This is a genomic window from Pseudomonas sp. RW409, from assembly GCF_003184125.1.
Classification (GTDB): Bacteria; Pseudomonadota; Gammaproteobacteria; order Pseudomonadales; family Pseudomonadaceae; genus Aquipseudomonas; species Aquipseudomonas chlororaphis_I.
On the sequence record NZ_QHHP01000033.1, the window covers coordinates 62,044 to 82,616 of the forward strand.

General features: G+C 63.0%; 16 protein-coding genes. 9 read left to right on the forward strand and 7 right to left on the reverse strand.

Annotated features, from left to right (window positions below):
- The first annotated feature begins 139 nt into the window (after positions 1–139).
- From lon to DK261_RS13365, 3 genes are all read left to right on the forward strand, one after another.
- The gene (gene lon / locus DK261_RS13355; RefSeq protein ID WP_016701944.1) at positions 140–2,536 is read left to right on the forward strand and encodes an endopeptidase La; all 2,397 of its coding nucleotides are present in this window, start codon (positions 140–142) and stop codon (positions 2,534–2,536) included.
- 93 nt (positions 2,537–2,629) lie between these two features.
- Positions 2,630–2,959, forward strand: a complete 330-nt coding sequence (locus DK261_RS13360) for an HU family DNA-binding protein (protein ID WP_020296819.1) — start codon at positions 2,630–2,632, stop codon at positions 2,957–2,959.
- Between the two features lie 233 nt (positions 2,960–3,192).
- A complete protein-coding gene (locus DK261_RS13365) occupies positions 3,193–5,064 on the forward strand; it encodes a SurA N-terminal domain-containing protein (RefSeq protein WP_023964295.1) in 1,872 nt (623 codons plus the stop codon).
- A gap of 55 nt (positions 5,065–5,119) precedes the next feature.
- Here DK261_RS13365 and DK261_RS13370 read toward each other — a convergent pair whose 3' ends face one another.
- Entirely contained in the window at positions 5,120–6,325 is a 1,206-nt protein-coding gene (locus DK261_RS13370; RefSeq protein WP_009049848.1) for an MFS transporter, read from the reverse strand.
- Between the two features lie 125 nt (positions 6,326–6,450).
- Between DK261_RS13370 and DK261_RS13375 the strand changes: the two genes are divergently transcribed.
- Complete coding sequence (locus DK261_RS13375; RefSeq protein ID WP_038577713.1) at positions 6,451–7,350, forward strand: LysR family transcriptional regulator; 900 nt, start codon at positions 6,451–6,453, stop codon at positions 7,348–7,350.
- Between the two features lie 91 nt (positions 7,351–7,441).
- The gene (locus tag DK261_RS13380; RefSeq protein ID WP_110175840.1) at positions 7,442–8,311 is read left to right on the forward strand and encodes a DUF2242 domain-containing protein; all 870 of its coding nucleotides are present in this window, start codon (positions 7,442–7,444) and stop codon (positions 8,309–8,311) included.
- 355 nt (positions 8,312–8,666) lie between these two features.
- Here the strand turns inward: DK261_RS13380 and DK261_RS13385 are convergent, their stop codons facing one another.
- Both DK261_RS13385 and DK261_RS13390 read right to left on the reverse strand, forming a co-directional pair.
- Positions 8,667–9,704: an AraC family transcriptional regulator gene (locus DK261_RS13385; protein WP_110175841.1), complete on the reverse strand. Its 1,038-nt coding sequence runs from the start codon at positions 9,702–9,704 to the stop codon at positions 8,667–8,669.
- A 4-nt stretch (positions 9,705–9,708) separates the two neighbouring features.
- Entirely contained in the window at positions 9,709–10,839 is a 1,131-nt protein-coding gene (locus DK261_RS13390) for a carbon-nitrogen hydrolase family protein (protein WP_028682792.1), read from the reverse strand.
- Positions 10,840–11,050: 211 nt separating this feature from the next.
- On the opposite strand from DK261_RS13390, the gene DK261_RS13395 reads away from it, so the two are divergent.
- Together DK261_RS13395 and DK261_RS13400 are read left to right on the forward strand one after the other, a co-directional pair.
- Positions 11,051–13,090: an NADPH-dependent 2,4-dienoyl-CoA reductase gene (locus DK261_RS13395; RefSeq protein ID WP_110175842.1), complete on the forward strand. Its 2,040-nt coding sequence runs from the start codon at positions 11,051–11,053 to the stop codon at positions 13,088–13,090.
- Between the two features lie 230 nt (positions 13,091–13,320).
- The gene (locus tag DK261_RS13400; RefSeq protein ID WP_101282849.1) at positions 13,321–14,253 is read left to right on the forward strand and encodes a 1-aminocyclopropane-1-carboxylate deaminase/D-cysteine desulfhydrase; all 933 of its coding nucleotides are present in this window, start codon (positions 13,321–13,323) and stop codon (positions 14,251–14,253) included.
- On the opposite strand, the gene DK261_RS13405 is transcribed toward DK261_RS13400, so the two are convergent.
- The 3 genes from DK261_RS13405 to DK261_RS13415 form a co-directional block, all read right to left on the reverse strand.
- Positions 14,250–14,798, reverse strand: a complete 549-nt coding sequence (locus tag DK261_RS13405; protein ID WP_009049841.1) for a cytochrome b — start codon at positions 14,796–14,798, stop codon at positions 14,250–14,252. The genes DK261_RS13400 and DK261_RS13405 overlap by 4 nt on opposite strands.
- A 171-nt stretch (positions 14,799–14,969) precedes the next feature.
- Positions 14,970–15,797: a phosphonoacetaldehyde hydrolase gene (gene phnX / locus DK261_RS13410; protein ID WP_110175843.1), complete on the reverse strand. Its 828-nt coding sequence runs from the start codon at positions 15,795–15,797 to the stop codon at positions 14,970–14,972.
- 134 nt (positions 15,798–15,931) lie between these two features.
- On the reverse strand, positions 15,932–17,041 hold the full coding sequence (locus tag DK261_RS13415) for a 2-aminoethylphosphonate--pyruvate transaminase (protein ID WP_101282848.1): 1,110 nt from the start codon (positions 17,039–17,041) through the stop codon (positions 15,932–15,934).
- A gap of 128 nt (positions 17,042–17,169) precedes the next feature.
- Between DK261_RS13415 and DK261_RS13420 the strand changes: the two genes are divergently transcribed.
- Both DK261_RS13420 and DK261_RS13425 read left to right on the forward strand, forming a co-directional pair.
- Positions 17,170–18,033, forward strand: a complete 864-nt coding sequence (locus DK261_RS13420) for a LysR substrate-binding domain-containing protein (RefSeq protein ID WP_110175844.1) — start codon at positions 17,170–17,172, stop codon at positions 18,031–18,033.
- A 360-nt stretch (positions 18,034–18,393) separates the two neighbouring features.
- On the forward strand, positions 18,394–19,098 hold the full coding sequence (locus DK261_RS13425; protein WP_009049837.1) for a YebC/PmpR family DNA-binding transcriptional regulator: 705 nt from the start codon (positions 18,394–18,396) through the stop codon (positions 19,096–19,098).
- 84 nt (positions 19,099–19,182) lie between these two features.
- Here the strand turns inward: DK261_RS13425 and DK261_RS13430 are convergent, their stop codons facing one another.
- Positions 19,183–20,496, reverse strand: coding sequence for a leucine-rich repeat-containing protein kinase family protein (locus tag DK261_RS13430; RefSeq protein ID WP_110175845.1), 1,314 nt, complete (start codon positions 20,494–20,496; stop codon positions 19,183–19,185).
- Between the last annotated feature and the right edge of the window lie 77 nt (positions 20,497–20,573).

Here is a 20,573-nt window from a genome sequence, read left to right on the forward strand (position 1 = left end):
AGGGGCCTTCGGGCCCCTTTGCTTTTACTGCCTTTAAAGTACTGTCTTTGAGCTTGTTTTTTTTCGAGGCAGCCCCCATCTTGGTTTCAAGCTTACTTCCATCTGTTTACGGCCTTATGGCCGCCGTAGAGGCGAAATCATGAAGACAACCATCGAATTGCCTCTCTTGCCATTGCGTGATGTCGTGGTTTATCCGCACATGGTTATCCCGCTGTTCGTGGGGCGCGAGAAGTCTATCGAAGCCCTCGAGGCCGCGATGACGGGCGACAAGCAGATTCTTCTGTTGGCTCAGAAAAATCCTGCTGATGATGATCCCGGTGAAGATGCACTCTATCGCGTAGGTACCATTGCCACTGTTCTGCAATTGCTCAAGTTGCCTGACGGCACCGTCAAAGTACTGGTCGAGGGCGAGCAGCGGGGTGCTGTGGAGCGTTTCAGCGAAGTGGATGGCCACTGCCGTGCCGAAGTCGCCCTGATTGACGAGGTGGACGCTCCTGAGCGTGAGTCGGAAGTCTTCGTCCGCAGTCTGTTGTCCCAGTTCGAGCAGTACGTGCAGCTGGGCAAGAAAGTCCCTGCCGAAGTGCTGTCGTCCCTCAACAGCATCGATGAGCCGAGCCGCCTGGTAGATACCATGGCTGCGCACATGGCGCTGAAAATCGAGCAGAAGCAGGAAATTCTCGAAATCATCGACCTGTCGGCGCGTGTCGAGCACGTGCTGGCGTTGCTGGATGCGGAAATCGATCTGTTGCAGGTCGAGAAGCGCATTCGCGGTCGCGTGAAGAAACAAATGGAGCGCAGCCAGCGCGAGTACTACCTGAATGAGCAGATGAAGGCCATTCAGAAAGAGCTGGGCGACGGTGACGAAGGTCATAACGAAGTCGAAGAGCTGAAAAAGCGCATCGACGCCGCCGGCTTGCCAAAGGACGCCCTGGCCAAGGCCCAGGCCGAGCTGAACAAGCTCAAGCAAATGTCGCCGATGTCGGCCGAGGCCACAGTGGTGCGTTCCTACATCGACTGGCTGGTTCAGGTGCCGTGGAAGGCGCAGAGCAAGGTTCGTCTGGACCTGGCGCGCGCCGAAGATATCCTCGATGCCGATCACTATGGCCTGGAAGAAGTCAAAGAGCGGATTCTCGAATACCTCGCCGTGCAAAAGCGCGTGAAGAAGATTCGTGGCCCGGTACTGTGCCTGGTCGGGCCTCCTGGGGTCGGTAAAACCTCCCTGGCGGAGTCGATTGCCCACGCCACCAACCGTAAATTCGTGCGTATGGCCCTCGGTGGCGTGCGTGATGAGGCGGAAATTCGTGGCCATCGTCGTACCTACATCGGTTCGATGCCAGGAAGATTGATTCAAAAGATGACGAAAGTGGGCGTTCGCAACCCGCTGTTCCTGCTCGATGAAATCGACAAGATGGGCAGCGACATGCGTGGCGATCCGGCTTCGGCATTGCTCGAAGTGCTCGACCCCGAGCAGAACCACAACTTCAACGACCACTATCTGGAAGTCGATTACGACCTCTCCGATGTGATGTTCCTCTGCACCTCCAACTCGATGAATATTCCGCCAGCGTTGCTGGACCGGATGGAGGTGATTCGTCTGCCGGGTTACACCGAGGACGAGAAGATCAACATCGCGGTCAAATACCTGTCGCCCAAGCAGATTCAGGCCAACGGCCTGAAGAAGGGCGAGCTGGAATTCGACGAAGAAGCCATTCGCGACATCATCCGTTACTACACCCGCGAAGCCGGTGTGCGTGGGCTGGAGCGCCAGATCGCCAAGGTTTGCCGCAAGGCGGTCAAGGAGCATGCGCTTGAAAAACGCTTCTCGGTGAAGGTCACTTCCGACCTGCTGGAGCATTTCCTCGGCGTGCGCAAATTCCGCTATGGCCTGGCCGAGCAGCAGGATCAGATCGGTCAGGTAACAGGCCTGGCCTGGACCCAGGTCGGTGGTGAGCTACTGACCATCGAAGCGGCCGTGGTGCCTGGCAAAGGTCAGTTGATCAAGACCGGTTCGCTGGGTGACGTGATGGTCGAATCGATCACTGCGGCGTTGACGGTGGTGCGTAGCCGTGCGAAGAGCCTGGGGATCCCCCTGGACTTCCACGAGAAGCGCGACACCCATATCCATATGCCGGAAGGGGCGACCCCGAAAGACGGCCCTAGTGCTGGCGTAGGCATGTGCACGGCCCTGGTTTCGGCATTGACCGGCATTCCGGTACGGGCTGATGTGGCCATGACCGGGGAAATTACCCTGCGTGGCCAAGTGTTGGCGATCGGTGGTTTGAAAGAGAAACTTCTTGCAGCACATCGTGGTGGAATCAAGACTGTCATCATTCCAGAAGAAAATGTGCGCGATTTGAAGGAAATTCCTGACAATATCAAGCAGGATCTTCAAATTAAGCCAGTTAAATGGATTGACGAAGTCCTCCAAATTGCGCTGCAATACGCGCCGGAGCCCTTGCCGGATGTGGCTCCCGAGATAGTTGCAAAGGATGAAAAACGCGAGTCTGACTCTAAGGAAAGAATTAGCACGCATTAGTACGCATTAGCCTGGGGGGCTTCCTTGACAGCTTTTTAGAGCCCTTGTTATAAAGCGGCTCTTAAGTGTCTGTAGGCCATTCAGCACTGGTTTTTGCTTTCACCAAAAAACTTAGAATCATACTCAAATAGATATATAAGGGGACTTAGAGTGAACAAGTCGGAACTGATTGATGCTATCGCTGCATCTGCTGATATCCCGAAAGCTGCTGCTGGCCGTGCGCTGGATGCAGTAATCGAATCCGTCACTGGCGCTCTTAAGGCTGGCGACTCCGTTGTACTGGTTGGTTTCGGTACTTTCTCTGTTACCGATCGTCCTGCTCGCATTGGTCGTAACCCACAGACCGGTAAGACGCTGGAAATCGCTGCAGCCAAAAAACCAGGTTTCAAAGCTGGTAAAGCACTGAAAGAAGCCGTTAACTAAGCTTCCTTCAAGCCTTTGCCTACCCGGGTCGGGGTCTTTCCCGACCTGGCAGCGGAGCGGTAGGGCAGCCGGTTAGAAATCCGGTTTGTCACATCGGGGATCGAGGGTTCGAACCTCTGTCCGCTTCGCCAGTTACGAGAAAGGCGCATCCTCGGATGCGCCTTTCTTCTATCCGGACTCTACCCACGCTCCACGGTTGCTTAATTTGAAGTACAACCGTTTCTGGGGGACGCATGCTGCAGAATATCAGGGACAATTCACAAGGCTGGATTGCCAAGACCATTATCGGGGTCATCGTCGCACTGATGGCGCTGACCGGTTTCGATGCCATTTTTCAAGCCACTTCCACCAGTCAGGACGCGGCCAAGGTCAATGGTGAAGAAATCACCCAGAATGAGTTGAGCCAGGCGGTTGATATGCAACGCCGTCAGCTCATGCAACAACTGGGCAAGGATTTCGATGCTTCCTTGCTCGACGAGAAGCTGCTGCGTGAAGCGGCTCTCAAAGGTCTGATCGACCGCAAGCTGCTGCTGCAAGGCGCGGAAAACTCCAAGTTCGCCTTCTCTGACGCCGCTCTGGACCAGGTGATCCTGCAAACGCCGGAATTCCTGGTGGACGGCAAGTTCAGCCCTGAGCGTTTCGACCAGGTGATCCGTCAGCTGGGTTATAGCCGGATGCAGTTCCGTCAGATGCTGGCTCAGGAAATGCTGATTGGCCAAGTGCGCGCCGGTCTGGCTGGCAGCGGTTTTGTCACCGATGCACAGGTGCTGGCATTCGCTCGCCTGGAAAAGCAGACCCGCGATTATGCCTCCCTGACCATCAAGGCCGACCCGGCGGCAGTCAAGCTGACCGACGACGAGGTCAAGGCTTACTACGACGAACACGCCAAGGAATTCATGTCGCCGGACCAGGTGGTCATCGACTACCTGGAGTTGAAGAAGGCTTCCTTCTTCGATCAGGTCAGCGTCAAGGACGAAGAGCTGCAGGCGCTGTATCAGAAAGAAACCGCCAACCTGTCCGAGCAACGCCGTGCCGCGCACATCCTGATCGAAGTGAACGACAAGGTGAACGAGGCACAGGCCAAGGCCAAGATCGAAGAGATCCAGGCGCGCCTGGCCAAGGGCGAAAGCTTCGAGGCGCTGGCCAAGGAGTTCTCCCAGGACCCGGGTTCGGCGAACAACGGTGGTGACCTCGGTTATGCCGGCCCTGGCGTCTATGACCCGGCCTTCGAGGAAGCGTTGTACGCCTTGAACAAGGATCAGGTCTCGGCGCCGGTACGTACCGGTTTCGGTTTCCACCTGATCAAGCTGCTGGGCGTCGAAGCACCTGAAGTACCGAGCTTCGCCAGCCTGAAAGACAAGCTGACCCGCGAGCTGAAAACCCAGCAGGTCGAGCAGCGTTTTGTCGAGGCGACCAAGCAACTGGAAGACTCCTCGTTCGAAGCTTCGGATCTGGCCCAGCCGGCTCAAGAGCTGAAACTGACCGTGCACACTTCCGCTCCATTCGGGCGTGAAGGGGGCGAGGGCATCGCCGCCAATCGCGCCGTGATTCAGGCTGCTTTCAGCCCTGAAGTACTGGATGAAGGTGCCAACAGCACCGCCATCGAACTGGATCCGGAAACCGTAGTGGTCCTGCGCGCCAAAGAGCATCGCAAGCCAGAGCAACTGCCGCTGGAAAGCGTCGCCAGCAGCATCCGCACGCAATTGGCCAAGGAGCACGCCAGTGCTGCCGCCAAGGCCAAGGCCGATGCCTTGATCGCCAGCCTGCGCGAAGGCAAGACGGCGCTGAAGGCGCCAGTCGATGGCCAGAACTGGAAGGTTTCCGAAGCAGTGACCCGCGGCCAGGAAGGCGTCGAGCCGATCGTGTTGCAGGCCCTGTTCCGCATGGCCAAGCCAGCGGCCAAGGACAAGCCGACCTTCAGCAGCGTGACCCTGCCGAACGGCAGCCTGGTGGTCCTGCAGCTCAATGGTGTGAACGAAGCCGCTGCACCGAGCGACGAAGAAAAGGCTCAGTACCGCCGCTTCCTCGCCTCGCGTATGGGGCAGCAAGACTTCGCGGCGTACCGCAAGCAGTTGGAAAACCAGGCTGACATCAAGCGCTTCTGATGCCTGACTGAAGTCACAAACAGAGACCCCGGCCAACGCGCCGGGGTTTTTGTTTTCAGCCTATGGCGGGAAACCCATGGCGGCGGGCGTTCACGACCACTACCAGGCAAACCAGCAGCAGGCCGATGATCACCCAGGGAAACGACAGTACCCCGGGACCTTCCAGCAGTATGCCCCCCACCAGCCCGCCACCGGCGATGGCCAGGTTCCAGGCGGTCACCAGCATCGACTGCGCGGCGTCGGCAGAGGAACCGGAAGTCTTCGCCAGGGCTGTCTGCAGCAGGGTGCCGAGGCCACCGTACGACAAGCCCCAAAGGACCATCGAGGCGTAGACCGCGGCTGGCGCGTCGGGGCGCAGCGCCAGCAACAGTGCACAGAGGCCGAACAGGATGCAACTGACCAGCACCAGCCGCCGCAACCAGCGATCGATCAGCAGGCCGACGACCCAGATGCTCAGCACCGCGGTCAACCCGAATACCAGCAACACCCGGTCGATCTGCCCGGTGATACCGGCCGGCTCAAGGAGCGGCGCGATATAGGTGTAGAGGATGTTGTGGCCCAGGACATAAGCGAAGGTCACGAACAGCACCGGCTTGACCCCGGGCAGGGCAAACACGCTCTTCAGCGACAGGCGCTTGTCGCTGCGCAGGCCGGGAAAGTCCGGCACCTGCCAGCGCACCCAGCCGAGTAGAACCAGAGTCAGCACCGTCATCAAGGCAAAGCTGGCCCGCCAGCCGACCAATGCACCGAGCAGTGTGCCCGCCGGCACTCCCAGGGACAGCGCCAACGGTGCGCCAAGCATGGCGACGGCGATGGCCCGGCCTTGCAGGTGCGGTGCGACCATGCGGCTGGCATATCCGGCCAGCAGGGCCCAGAGCAGCCCGGCGAATATCCCGGCAAAAAAGCGCGCGACCAGGATCAGGCTGTACTGGGTGGAGAACGCGGTGACACTGTTGACCAGCGCAAAGCCGCCTATCGCGATCATCAGCAAGGGCCGGCGGCGCCAGCCCTGGGTGAGGATCACCAGCGGGATCGCCGCCAGGAGCGAACCAATGGCGTACAGCGTAACCAGTTGGCCCACCAGCGCCGGGGACACCGCCAGGTCCTGGCTCATCTGTGGCAACAGGCCGGCTGGCATGGCTTCGGTAAGGATGGTGATGAACCCGGCGGTCGCCAGCGCCAGCAGGCCGCTCAGCGGAAGTCGGTCGTGACGTCTGGATTCAATGTCCAGCAGGTCGACGGTGGCAAGAGGTTCGGTCATGGTCTCAGGCTCGCTACAGGTTTCAGGAAGTAGGGAGGCTGAGGGTAGGGCGCTGTGATAAAGAGAAAAATAGGCTAAGGTTCCGAACTTATCGGACATCCATGTCCGCAATAGCGAGGTTGGCGATGGACTGGTTGAGCAATATCTCAGTCTTCCTGCAAGTGGCGAAAACCCGCAGTTTTACCGAGGCGGGGCGGTTGTTGGGGGTATCGTCTTCGGCTGTCGGCAAGAGCATCGCGCGGCTCGAGGAGCGTCTGGAGACCCAACTGTTTCATCGCAGTACCCGCAGCATCACCCTGACCGCCGAAGGCGCAAGTTTTCTCGAGCGCTGCCGCCGGATTGTCGCCGAGGTCGAGGCGGCCGAATTCGATCTGTGCAAGTCTTCCAATGCTCCGAGGGGCAAGCTGCGGGTCAGCCTGCCGCAGGTGCATGGCCTGGTGATGCCGGTGTTGGTGGAGTTCATGCAGCGTTATCCAGAGATCGAGCTGGATATCGTGCTGACGGACCGCATAGTGGATGTCGTGGAAGAGGGGTTCGATGCCGTGATACGTACCGGCAGCCCCGGTGACTCACGGCTGGTGGCCCGGTCCCTGGGGCAGTACCGCCTGGTGCTGGTGGGGACGCCTGAGTACTTTCGCGAGCATGGCGTTCCGCAGACGCCCGCGGACTTGGCTAACCACGGGTGCTTGCGGCATACCTTCCACAACACGGGCAAAGTCGAGCACTGGCCATTGCGACGAGCGGTCGACGCCCCGGAACCGCTGCTGCCGACACGTTTTGTCAGTACCTCGATCGAAGCGCTGGACCACGCGGTACGGCGCGGCCTAGGGATCGCCTGCCTGCCCGATTTCATGGTTCACGAAGCGGTCGAGCGGGGCGAGTTGCAGCGGGTGCTGGACGAGCATCTCGAACACAACGGCACCTTCTGGCTGCTCTGGCCTGCGAGCCGGCACACCGCCGCCAAGCTGCGTGTGTTCATCGATCATCTGTGCGCGCGACTTTTTCCGGCAAACCGTGGTCAGTAACCTTGTATTCACCTTAAGACACTAATCCGCGCGCCCTGTGGCCTCGAACTGTTGCACAATACGCCCCGGACCGTTTTCCTCAGGATTTTCGATGCATAGAACATTTCACCTGCGTGCCGCCGGGTTGACGCTGCTGCTGGCGGCCGTCGCCGGTTGTTCGTCGCAAAAGACCGCCATTTACGAGCATGAAAACTTCGATGACTCCGGCACCTTTTCGCGCAATTACCCGGTGAGTGACACGGCGTCCTGCGAGGCCGCCCGTCGCGCCCTGCTCAGCCAGGGCTACATCATCACCAGCAGCGATCCGAAACTGGTCAGTGGTCACAAGAGCTTCCAGCAGACGGGCGAAACCCACATGGAGATCAGCTTCAGCGTGGTGTGCGCCCAGGACGGCAGCACCGATCACCGCTCCACGGTGTTCGCCAACGCCCTGCAGGACCGTTATGCCCTGAAGAAGGTCAACAACTCGGCGAGCCTGGGGGTGGGCGTGCTGGGTTCGGTGTCGATGCCGATCGGCTCGACCGACGACTCGATGGTCAAGGTCGCCAGCGAGACGGTTTCCTCGGCGAAGTTCTATGAGCGTTATTTCGCCCTGGTGGAGCTGTTCCTGCCGCAGGAAGCGAAAAAGGCCGCGCATATCATCGAGAAGCCGAAGACCGATCTGGGCATGCCCGAACCCAAGCCCGCCGAGCCCGCCGCAGCGCCAGCCCCGGCGCCTGTGACGCCACAACCGGCACCTGTCGTACCGCCTGCTGTACCGGCTGCCGAGCCGACTCCGGCCACTGCACCCGTTGCGCCACCCGCATCGAACTTCTCGGAACCGCTAGCGCCACCCGCGGAAGCGGCGCCCATCGCACCGGGCACATCCGCCGAGCCTGCGCCGGCCACCGAGATCGTTACCCCGCCTCCCGCCAGCACCTTGCCGGCGCCGACAGAGCCGATTCCGGCACTGCCACAGTAAGTATCTGCGGATAGCTGCGAGATCGACCCAGGTGTCGATCCCGCGGTTGCCAGCCCTCTCTGAAGATTTCTTTGCCTGCTCGCGGGTAAATCCGTTGCCAGCTGCTACGTTCCATTTGAGGGACGGAGATTGCGCACGTTTTTTTTTCTGTCACATCGGCACTTTATGCTGACGGCTCAGTCAGTAAGAAGACGACTCAGCACGCAGGTTACCTACGCCCCACCCACAAGCCACACACAAGGAGTCCGCGATGGACGATTACCAAGAAGAACTGCTGGAATTCCAGGCCTTTGAACTGGACCCACTGGAACCCGCAGAAGACGCCACCGAGCTGTAACGCCGGTGGCGTTTTTTTTCAGGCGGACTGCCGGTGGCTGCGACGAAATTCACCCGGTGTCTGGCCGCTCCAGCGCTTGAAGGCGCGTTGAAAGGCCTCGGCTGAGGCAAACCCCAACAGATAGGCAATTTCCCCGAAGGCCAGTTCGGTATCGCGAATGTAGGTCATGGCCAGGTCGCGGCGGGTGTCGTTGAGAATGGCGCGAAACTGCGTCCCTTCCTCGGTGAGTTTGCGGCGCAGGGTCCAGGTTGGTAGCTTCAGGCGTGCCGCCACTTCTTCCAGGTCGGGCTCCCGGCCACCATTGAGCAAAGGCCCCAGCAACTGAGTGATGCGTTCACGCAGGCTGCGGGTGCGGGTCAGTTGCTCCAGTTCCCGTTCACAGAGTTGCAGCAGATGGCGCCAGGTACTGGGGCAGTGCTCGACATTGCGCTGGGCCAGGGTGGCCTGGCTCAGGCGCAACTGATTGTGCTCGGCGCCGAACAGGATCGGGCAATCCCCCAGGCTGTTGTAGCGTTCGCGGTAATCGGTCTGGACAAACTCGATCTCGATGCGTTCAGCCTTGACCGGCGAGCCGAGGCTGCCCAGTTGCTGCAGCCAGCCGGCCAGGATCGAATCCACCACAAAGCGGTTGTAGGCGTTGTAGGGGCTGATGGAATAGAAGCGCAGCCAGGCGCCGTCGGCGTCTTCATGGAAGCTCGACTGGCCGCGATAGTTCGAGCCATACAAAGCTTCGAAACGGGTCAGGCAGCGCGCGGCTTCGCGTACGGTCGGCGCCTGGGCGGCGGTGACGCCCGCCAGCCCGGCCTGGCTCAGGCGGCTGAACTGGCCCATGCACAACCCCAGCGCCGGATCGCCGGTCAGTTGAATCGCCGCGTGGCCCAGGCGCATGTAACGGGGAATCGACAACCGCGCCCCGGCCTCGGCCAGGCGCGCGGCGTCCAGTCCGTATTGTTCCAGCAGCGGCTGCGGGTCGAGGCCATGGCTGCGCACGGCGTCGGCCAGGCTATGGACGAAGCCCACCGACAGGTCTCCGAGGCGCATCGGCTGGGGTTTCATGGACTTACAACCAGATATTCAGCAAACGTGCGCCACGGGCATCGCCATCGGCGAAGTGCTCGCCGTTGCTGTTGATGAAGCTTTGCCCGGCGCTGCCCTGATCCCAGAACTGACCGCGCAGGAACACGCTGACGCCGGCGCTGGCCAGGCTGCTGGGCGCGCGGCTGGTCAGGGTCAGGCGGCGCCAGGCCTCGCCTTCGCTGACTTCTTCAGGCTTGAGGCTGACCTCGCTCGGGGTCGAGAGATTCTTGTAGCCGCGCCATGGCCTGTCCCAGGCGCCACGGCCCATGACGAAGGCCGGGACTGCCACCAGTTGCGCGCCCTGGGCGTTGAGCTTGCGGTAGTTGTCCGGGTACCAGCTGTCGCTGCCGATCAGCACGCCCAGGCGGCCGGCCGGGGTGTCGACCACCTGGACAGCCTGGTCGGCGCTGGCCTGGATAAAGCCGCGCTCGTCGAAGGTCGGGTACAGCTGGCGTTGCGGCTGGCCGATCGGCAGGCCATCGCTGCCGAAGACCAGGGTGGTGTTGTACAGCGCGCCGCTGCCGATGCGCAGGTTACTGCCTTCGATCACCGGTTCTGGCAGGACAATGGAGCCCGCCACCAGAGTGATGCCAAATTCCTTGGCCAGGCCGCCGAACAGCCGCTGGTACTGCTCGGCCATGCTCCTGGCCTTCATCCGCAGGTGCGCGTCGCTCAGGCGATTGTCACCCTTGGCGGTGATCAGGGCGCGCAGGAAGGGCAGGGGGTTGCTTACCGCCAGCCAGTTCATCGCCTCTTTCAGGCTGGCGGCCTGGTACAGCTCGTTTTTTTCGCCGCTGACCATCAGCCAGGTGCCGATGTGCTCCGGTAGCACCACCACGGTCTTTTCGTTCAGCAGCCCCTGGTCCCGGGCCTGTTGCAGGTAGGCCGCGAGCTTGCGGTGCAGGCGCTCGGGGCTCTGGTAATCGGTGGGGAACAGCTCGGGCTGGATGCCCAGCAGGTTGCCGTGGTCGGCAGGGGTGCCCTGGTCCACCGCGAGCTGGATGCGCAGGTCGGACAGGTAATGACCGATCGGCCGCTCGCGGGTCCACAGGGTGTAGCTGGTCAGGGCGGCAATCAGGGCCAGGGTGAAGGTGAAGTAAAGAAGTTTGCGCATGGGAAGACAGTCGGCAGCCGTGTGCGGGATTCGCTGACTAGGGTAGGGCCCATGTCCACGATTGCCAAGGGCGGGCTGCGCATTTGGATCAATAAGTTGTCAGTTACGGTCATTGAGCGCCTTGGGGGCTGCTCTTAGTCTGTCGAACATGACCGACGGGAGCCGCAGAGCTTCCGCATTTTTCCCGTGATCGTTCGATGTGGAGTTACCGATGGCCGCCGCTCACTACCCGCATTTGCTGGCCCCGCTGGACCTGGGCTTTACCACCCTGCGCAACCGTACCCTGATGGGCTCGATGCACACCGGCCTGGAAGAAAAGCCCGGCGGTTTCGAACGCATGGCCGCCTACTTCGCCGAGCGGGCCCGCGGTGGCGTCGGCCTGATGGTGACTGGCGGCATCGGCCCCAACGACGAAGGCGGCGTGTACTCCGGCGCGGCCAAGCTGACCACCGAGGAAGAGGCGCTCAAGCACCGTATCGTCACCCGCGCGGTCCACGAGGCGGGCGGCAAGATCTGCATGCAGATCCTCCATGCCGGGCGTTATGCCTACAGCCCGAAACAGGTGGCGCCGAGCGCGATCCAGGCGCCGATCAACCCGTTCAAGCCCAAGGAGCTGGACGAAGAGGGCATCGAGAAGCAGATCCGCGACTTCGTCACCTGCTCGACCCTGGCGCAGCTGGCCGAGTACGACGGCGTCGAGATCATGGGCTCCGAAGGCTACTTCATTAACCAGTTCCTCGCCGCGCACACCAACCACCGTATCGACCGCTGGGGCGGCAGCTACGAAAACCGCATGCGCCTGCCGGTGGAAATCGTCCGCCGCGTGCGCGAAGCGGTAGGTCCGAACTTCATCATCATCTTCCGCCTGTCGATGCTCGACCTGGTGGAAGGCGGCAGCACCTGGGAAGAAATCGTGCAACTGGCCAAGGCCATCGAGCAGGCCGGCGCAACTATCATCAACACCGGTATCGGCTGGCATGAAGCGCGGATCCCGACCATCGCTACCAAGGTGCCGCGTGCCGCCTTCAGCAAGGTCACGGCCAAGCTGCGCGGTTCGGTGTCCATCCCGCTGATCACCACCAACCGCATCAATACTCCGGAAGTGGCCGAGCAGATCCTCGCCGAAGGCGACGCCGACATGGTCTCCATGGCGCGGCCGTTCCTCGCCGACCCGGAGTTCGTCAACAAGGCGGCCGCGGGGCGTGGTGATGAAATCAACACCTGCATCGGCTGCAACCAGGCCTGCCTGGACCACACCTTCGGCGGCAAGCTCACCAGTTGCCTGGTGAACCCGCGGGCCTGCTACGAGACCGAACTCAACTACCTGCCGGTGCAGCAGATCAAGAAGATCGCCGTGGTCGGCGCCGGCCCCGCCGGGCTGTCCGCCGCGACCGTGGCGGCCGAGCGCGGCCATCAGGTGACGCTGTTCGATTCGGCCAGCGAAATCGGCGGCCAGTTCAATGTCGCCAAGCGCGTGCCGGGCAAGGAGGAGTTCTTCGAAACCCTGCGCTACTTCAAGCGCAAGCTGCAGACCACCAACGTCGAGCTGTGCCTGAACCGTCGGGTCGATGTCGAGCAACTGGTGGCTGGCGGTTATGACGAAATCATCCTGGCCACCGGTATCGCCCCGCGCACGCCGGCGATCCCGGGCGTCGGCCACGCCAAGGTCCTGAGCTACCTGGACGTGCTGCTGCAGCGCAAGCCAGTGGGCCAGAAAGTGGCGGTGATCGGGGCTGGCGGCATTGGCTTCGACGTCTCCGAATTCCTCGTGCATCAGGGCGTGGCCACCAGCCAGGACCGTGAAGCGTTCTGGAAGGAATGGGGCATCGACACGCACCTGGAGGCCCGTGGCGGCGTCGCCGGTATCAAGCCCGAGCGTCATGCCCCGGCGCGTCAGGTGTTCCTGCTGCAGCGCAAGACCTCCAAGGTCGGTGACGGCCTGGGCAAGACCACCGGCTGGATTCACCGCACCGGCCTGAAGAACAAGCAGGTGCAGATGCTCAACAGCGTCGAGTACCTGAAGATCGACGACGCCGGCCTGCATATCCGCATCGGCGAGAGTGGCGAGCCGCAGGTGTTGCCGGTGGACAATATCGTGATCTGCGCCGGCCAGGACCCGCTGCGCGAACTGCACGAAGGCCTGGTGGCCGCCGGGCAGAACGTGCACCTGATCGGTGGCGCCGACGTGGCCGCCGAGCTGGACGCCAAGCGTGCGATCAACCAGGGCTCGCGCCTGGCCGCTGAACTCTGATCCAGCGGTAATCATGGCCACCGGGGTTCTGCGAAGAGCCCCGGTGGCTTTTTTATGTCTGTTCCGACGCCATCGCGGGCAAGCCTCGCTCCTACAAAAAGCCCCACGGTCTTCGTCTGTAGGAGCGAGCGGGCGGCGATCCGACTTGCCTGCGATAGGGCCCTTCAGGCTGGTAGACTTCCTGCCCCCGCTATCCAGAAGTTGCCAGTCATGCATCACCGTCTTGCTTCATGAGCCTCGGACCTTTCCACTGGCTGCCGAGCGCGCCCCTGCAAACCCTGGCCCTCGACTGGCTGTCCCGCGCCGGGGTGGAAGTGGCGGTCCTGCGCCTGGATCGGATCGACCCGCTGATCTCCGGTAACAAGTGGTTCAAGCTCGCCCCGCATCTGGCGGCGGCTCGTGACGCCGGCGCCCGGGGCATCATCAGCCTGGGCGGCGCTCACTCCAATCACCTGCATGCGTTGGCGGCCGCCGGCAAACGTTTCGGTTTCGCCACCGTGGGGCTGCTGCGCGGCCATCCGCAGGACACGCCCACCGTGCTCGACCTGCAAGGCTTCGGCATGCAGCTGCACTGGCTCGGCTACGGCGGCTACCGAGCGCGGCATGAGCCAGGCTTCTGGCAGCCCTGGCAGGCCCAGTACCCTGAATTGTTCCCGGTGGCGGAGGGCGGTGGCGGCTTGCTCGGGGCCAGCGGCTGCATGCCGCTGGTGAACCAGGTGCGCAGCCAGTTGAATGCCTTGGGCTGGGACGACTATCACGGCTGGTGGCTGGCCGCCGGCACCGGCACCACCCTGGCCGGGCTGGTATTGGGGGAGGCCGGCGCCCACCCGGTGTATGGCGCCCTGGCAGTGCCGGACGATCACGGTGTCGCGCAACAGGTGGCGGCTATTGTGCGGGAGGCGGGCTTGCAGGACGGGGGTTATGAGCTGTTCGACAGCAGTCGCGGCGGTTTCGCCAAGGTCGATCCGCTGCTGCTGGCGTTTATCGAAGAGACTGAACGCCACAGCGGCATCCCCCTGGAGCCGCTGTACACCGGCAAGGCCTTGCTGGCCCTCAAGCAACAGGTGGAGGCCGGGCGCTTTGCCGCCGGCAGCCGCCTGGTCTTCGTCCATACCGGCGGCTTGCAGGGCCGCCGGGGTTTCGCCGAGCCGGCGCAGCCTTAGCCGCGCTTGGGCAGCATGCGTTGCAGGGTGTTGTCGCGCATAAAGTAGTGGTGGTAAAGCCCGGCCACCGCATGCAGCCCGATCAGCCAGTAGCCGACGGTGCCCAGCAGCACGTGCCAGCCTTCGACCTGTTTGGCGAACTGTTTGTCTTCAGCCACCAGCAGCGGCAGGTCGATGCCGTAGAACATCACCTGATGGCCTTCGGCGCTGGTGATCAGCCAGCCGAGGATCGGCATGGCGATCATGAACAGGTACAGGGCCCAGTGCATCAGCTTGGACAGCAGCATCTGCCAGCTTGGCGGTGTGGGCAGGATCTTCGGTGCCACCCCCAGGCTACGGGCCAGCAGGCGCAGCCAGACCAGCACGAACACGGTCAGGCCGAGCATGAAGTGCGCTTCCTTGATCAGCGTCCGGCCACCGCTGCCCTTGGGGAAAATGCCGCGTAATTCGATGCAGGCGTAGACCGCGATCAACAACACCAGCATCAGCCAATGCAATGCAATCGACACCGTGCTGTAACGGTTGTCGGAGTTCTTCCAGGGCATAGAGCCTTCCTCGTTCATCAGGTCAGTAGCCTCCGTTCTTAACGACGGAGTGCTGTAACTGTAATCCTGTTTCCGAGGCTCTGCCCGGGGCAAATGCGCGGTTTGCGCGAGTGCCGGTAAAAAAACGGCAGCTCCATGCCGGGCTGCCGCTCGGGGGAGGCCAATGGCCGATCAGCTGCTTTGGGGCATCTCGCCGTTGGCCAGGCGCTGGTTGATGTCGGCGATCACCTGCGGTAAATCGCTGATGGTGTCGATCATGTAGTGCGGCCGCGAACCCTCGAACAGCCCGTGGATGCGCTGGCGCTCGCTGGCCAGGGTGTCGCTGCCCAGGGCGCGATAACCCTCGTAGGTCAGGCCCAGGGCGTTGCCGGAGCAGATCAGGGCCACAGTCCACATGCCGGCGCGACGGCCTTCGAGAATGCCCGGCACGGTGTCGTCGATCTTCACGCAGGCGGCGACATCGTCGATCCCCAGGGCGATCACGTTGGCCAGGGCCTGGGCCGGCCATGGGCGGCCGTTTGGCACCTCGTCGGTGGCCACTACGTGGTCGGCGACGTAGCCATTGGCCGCCGCCAGTTCCACCACCTTGTCCATGACCTGCTTCGGGTAGCCGGAGCAGGAGCCGATCCGGATGCCTTGCTGGCGCAGGTTGGCGATGGTTTCCAGGGCGCCGGGGATCAGCGCCGAATGTTCGGCGATCTTTTCGATCTGCAGCGGCATGAAGCGCTGGTAGATGGCGGTGACATCGTCGTCGGTCGGGGTGCGGCCGAACACCTGGCGATAACGCTCGGCAACCTGCGGCAGGTCGCACAGGGTGCGGATGTGGTCCCACTTGCCCATGCCCATCGGGCCGCGGGCTTCTTCGATGGAGACCTGCACATCGAACTCGGCGAAGGCCTCGACGAAGATCTGGGTCGGCGCAAAGGAGCCGAAGTCGACCACGGTGCCGGCCCAGTCGAGGATCGCGGCTTGCAGCTGCTTGGGGGTGTTGTAGTTCATGTGTTGAAGACCTGTGTAGGAGCGAGGTTTGCCCGCGATGAACGATGACGAGGTTGACCTGATGGAACGCGGTGCCCGCAATCGCGGGCAAGGACTAGGCGTCCCCCCCTGCTCCTACAGGTTGTGTGTCGGGATCAGATATCCAGCACTTGCATTTCCCGCAGCACATCGGCGATGGCCTGGACCGCGGCGCGCATCCCGGCTGGATCGACATGACCGATACAGCCGACGCGGAAGGTTTCGACCTGGGTCAGCTTGCCGGGGTAGAGGATGAAACCCTTGGCCTTGACCCGTTCGTAGAACTCCTTGAACTGGTAGCGCGGATCGTTCGGCGCGTGGAAGGTGACGATGATCGGCGCCTGGATCGCCGCCGGCAGGAAGCTGCGCAGGCCCAGTTGCACCATGCCGTCGAGCAGCGCCTGGCAGTTGGCGGCATAACGCTGGTGGCGCGCCGGCAGGCCGCCTTCTTCGTGGTATTGCAGCAGGGCTTCGTGCAGCGCCGCGACCACGTGGGTCGGCGGCGTGAAGCGCCATTGCCCGGTCTTGGTCATGTAGCTGTGCTGGTCGTGCAGGTCCATGGCCAGCGAGTGCGAATTGCCGGCGGCCGCGGCCAGGGCTTCCTTGCGGGCGAAGACGAAGCCCATGCCGGGGACGCCTTCCAGGCACTTGCCGGACGCGGCGATCAGCGCGTCGAACGGCACCTGTCGGGCATCGATCGGCAGCGCGCCGAAGGAACTCATGGCGTCGATGATCAGGCGCTTGCCATGACTGGCCACCACCTGGGCGATGCCCGGCAGTGGGTTGAGGATGCCGGTGCTGGTTTCGCAATGGATCAGCGCCACATGGCTGATGGCCGTATCGGCACGCAACAGGCGATCGACGTCGGCGGCGGTGGTGGGCTGGTCCTCGGCGGTTTCGAAGGTGCTGAAATCGCGACCCAGCACTTCGCAGATCCTCGCCAGGCGCTTGCCGTAGGCGCCGTTGATCAGCACCAGCACCTTGCCGTCGCGTGGCACCAGGGTGCCGATGGCGGCTTCCACGGCGAAGGTGCCGCTGCCTTGCAGGGGCACGCAGTGGTGGCTGGCGGCGCCGTTGACGATGGCCAGCAATTGTTCGCAGACGCTGGCGGTCAGCTGGTTGAAACGGTCATCCCATGAACCCCAGTCCAGCAGCATCGCCTGGCGGGTACGGGCCGAAGTGGTCAGGGGGCCGGGAGTGAGCAGGATGGGCGCGGCAGTACTCAATTCGGGTGTCCTCGCAAAAGCGTTATGGGATGCGCTTGGGATAAAAACTACGGGGCTTAAATTGCAGTTTGCCTCGCTATCAATCAAATTGTTTGTTGTTATGCCAGTCATAAGTGAGGCCGATAGATATGAACCTGTTCCAACTGCGCGCATTCGATGCCGTGGCCCGTGAAGGCAGCTTCACCCGGGCCGCCGCGCGGCTGTTCATCAGCCAGCCGGCGGTCACCGGGCATATCAAGGCGCTGGAGGAGCACTACCAGATCACCCTGCTGCGTCGCACCGCGCGCCGGGTCGAGCTGACGGAGGAGGGCACCAAGCTGGCGGCGATCACCCGCGCCCTGTTCGGCCTGGCTGAAGAGGCCAAGGCCATGCTCGAAGCTAACCGGCAGTTGCTCACCGGGCGCCTGGAAGTGGCGGCGGACGGCCCGCATTTGGTGATGCCGATGCTCGCCAGCCTGCGCGAGCGCTATCCGGGGATTACCGTCAACCTGCGCCTGGGCAATGCCCAGGAAACCCTGGCGGCGCTGCTTTCGGAGCATGCCGATGTGGCGGTGCTGACCGAGGTCGAACCGCGCAAGGGCCTGCACCTGCAGAGCCTCGGCGAGTCGCGGATCTGCGCGCTGGTGCCGCAGGGCCATCCATGGCTGGCCGAGCCCGAGGGCGTGCGGCTGGAGCGGCTGGACCAGGTGATCATGGTCCTGCGCGAACCCAGCTCGATTACCCGTCGCACCTTTGATGCGGCCTGCGCCCAGGCCGGAATCAACCCCAAGGTGCTGCTGGAGCTCGACAGCCGCGAGGCAGTGACCGAGGCGGTGGCGGCGCAGTTGGGGGTGGGCGTGGTGTCGTCGCTGGAACTCAGCCCCGACCCGCGGGTGCGGGCGCTGCCGATCATCGGCGAGGGGCTGCTGAACCGGCACATGCTCGGCTGCCTGGAGCGGCGTCGGGAGTTGCGCCTGATCCAGGCCTTCCTGGCGCTGGCGCCCACGCATTGAACCTGTAGCCGCTGCCGCAGGCTGCGATAAGGCCCGCAGGGCCTTCCTGGGGCCTCAAGGGCGCGTCCCGTTCCGGGCCGAACGCAGCCTGCGGCAGCGGCTACAGGGAGCGAGCCGGGCGGTCGCGCAGCCTATCGAGAAAGGTCGTCACCTCGTGCCAACACGGCTCCTGTGCGCAGTCGATGCAACGTGCGCCTGGCCCGGCTCGCCGCCGTGGCGGGCAAGGCCGACAAGGGCTGAGGGGCGGGACAGGTGGTCGCGGATCTGACTTTTTGGTCGATTGGTGCCTTCAGGCCGTATAAACTTGCCCATCGCGTCGGCCAAATCCAACTCGACGCCACAGATCAAAGAGAGTGAGTAATGGGCGCACAGTGGAAGGTTAAACACAAAGAAGCAGCAGCCAACGCCAAGGGCAAGATCTTCGGCAAGCTGGTCAAAGAGATCACCATTGCTGCCCGCAACGGCGCTGACGTCGCCACCAACGCACACCTGCGTCTGGTGGTGGAGCAGGCGAAAAAGGCCTCGATGCCCCGCGAGACCCTGGAGCGTGCGATCAAGAAAGGTTCGGGCCAGCTCGGCGAGACCGTGCAGTACCACCGCGTGACCTACGAAGGTTTCGCGCCGCACCAGGTGCCGCTGATCGTCGAGTGCGTGACTGACAACATCAACCGCACCGTCGCGGAAATCCGCGTGGCTTTCCGCAAGGGCCAGCTGGGCGCTTCGGGTTCGGTGTCCTGGGACTTCAACCATGTCGGCATGATCGAAGCCATGCCGGACAGCCCGGACGCCGATCCGGAACTGGCGGCCATCGAAGCCGGGGCCCAGGATTTCGAGCCGGGCGAAGAGGGCGCGACCCTGTTCCTGACCGAGCCTGCGGACCTCGACGCAGTGCAGAAAGCCCTGCCCGAGCAAGGCTTCACCGTGCTGTCGGCCAAGCTGGGCTACCAGCCGAAGAACCCGGTCAGCGGCCTGTCCGACGAGCAGATGGCGGAAGTCGAAGCCTTCCTCGAAGGCCTGGACAACCATGACGACGTGCAGGACATGTTCGTCGGCCTGGCGGGTTAATCCAGCCCGGTGAATCGCGCTACCTGAGCGATTCTTGCGCCAGCCGGCAAGCTCCAGCAGGAGCGAGCTGGCTGGCGATGCTCTTCAAATCCCCCGCAACACGTCCCCGACTTCAGCAAACCCCGGCCGCGCCAGCACCTGCGGCTGACAGCAGTCGCTGACCAGCGCTTGCAGGCGTTCGTGCTGCCGCGGGCTCAGGCCCGACTCGATCCTTGCCAGCAACTCCTCCAGCAGAATGCCGAAGGCCCGTACTTCGATGCGTTGCAGGGCCCGGGTTTCCTCGGTGTCGGCCAGCGCATGGAAGGACGCCGCGCCAAAATCCCCGAGCAGGCACTCGCCCTCCGGGTTCCACAGAATGTTATGGCCGTACAGGTCGCCGTGGGTGATGCCCTGGCGGTGCAGGTGCGCGCCGACCGAAGCGATGCCGCGGGCCATGCGCAAGGCCGCGTCGGCGCTGAAGCGGCTGCTCTCGTCGTAGATGTCGCGGGTGCAGGAGGCCAGGCTCGGCAAGGCCGCCAGGTTGCGGTAGCTCGGCTCGATCAACTGCATCACCAGGCCGTTCTGCCCTTGGGGATGATCGCTGATCCGGCCTTCGACCCGGATCAGGTTCGGGTGCCGGCCGGCGCTGATGCAGGCGTTCATTTCATGCAGCGGCGAGCCGTCGCTGGTCATGCTGCCCTTGTACAGCTTGACTGCCACCTCGACTGACGCTTGTCCGGGGCGCTGCCAGCGGGCCTGGTGAATCACCCCGGAGGCGCCTTCGCCCAGGCGCTGCTGCAACTCCAGCTCGGTCCAGGGAATCTGCGCCACCGATTCCAGCGCCGCCGCGTCGGCCTCGGATTCCAGCGGATTGCCGGCATAGGCCAGCCAGGTCAGGCATGGCAGGCCCAGCAGGAAGGCCGGCAATGCGCTGAGGCGGTTGGCGGCGATGCGGATCAGCTCCAGCTGGTGGCATTGGCCGAGGCTCTGGGGCAGCCGGGTCAGGCGGTTACCGGAGAGCATCAGCTTTTGCAGGTGCGGGCGCTGGCCCAGCTCGTCCGGCAGTTCCTCGATGCGGTTGTCGGTGAGGATCAGCCAGCGCAACAGCGGTGGCAGGGCGGCGGCGGGCACCCGTTCGATCCGGTTGGCCTTGAAGCCGACCATGCTCAGTTGCGCGCACTGGCCGACACTGGCCGGCATTTGCGTGAAGTGGTTATCGGAGCAGAACAGCACCCGCAGGCGGGTCAGGCGGTGCAGGTCGTCCGGCAGGCTGCTCAGGGCATTGCCGCTGAGGTTGAGGACTTCCAGCGAGTCCGCCAGGTCGAAGATTTCCCGGGGGAATTCGGTCAGTCCGCAAGACAGGTCCAGACGCTTGAGCCCGGCCAATTGGCCGGCCCGCAGTTGGGCAAGGGTATCCATGAACAGGTTCGACACTCAGGCAGGAGGAGGGCACACGGCCCTGGAAATGGTCGCCATGATAGCGGCGCGGGGCGGCG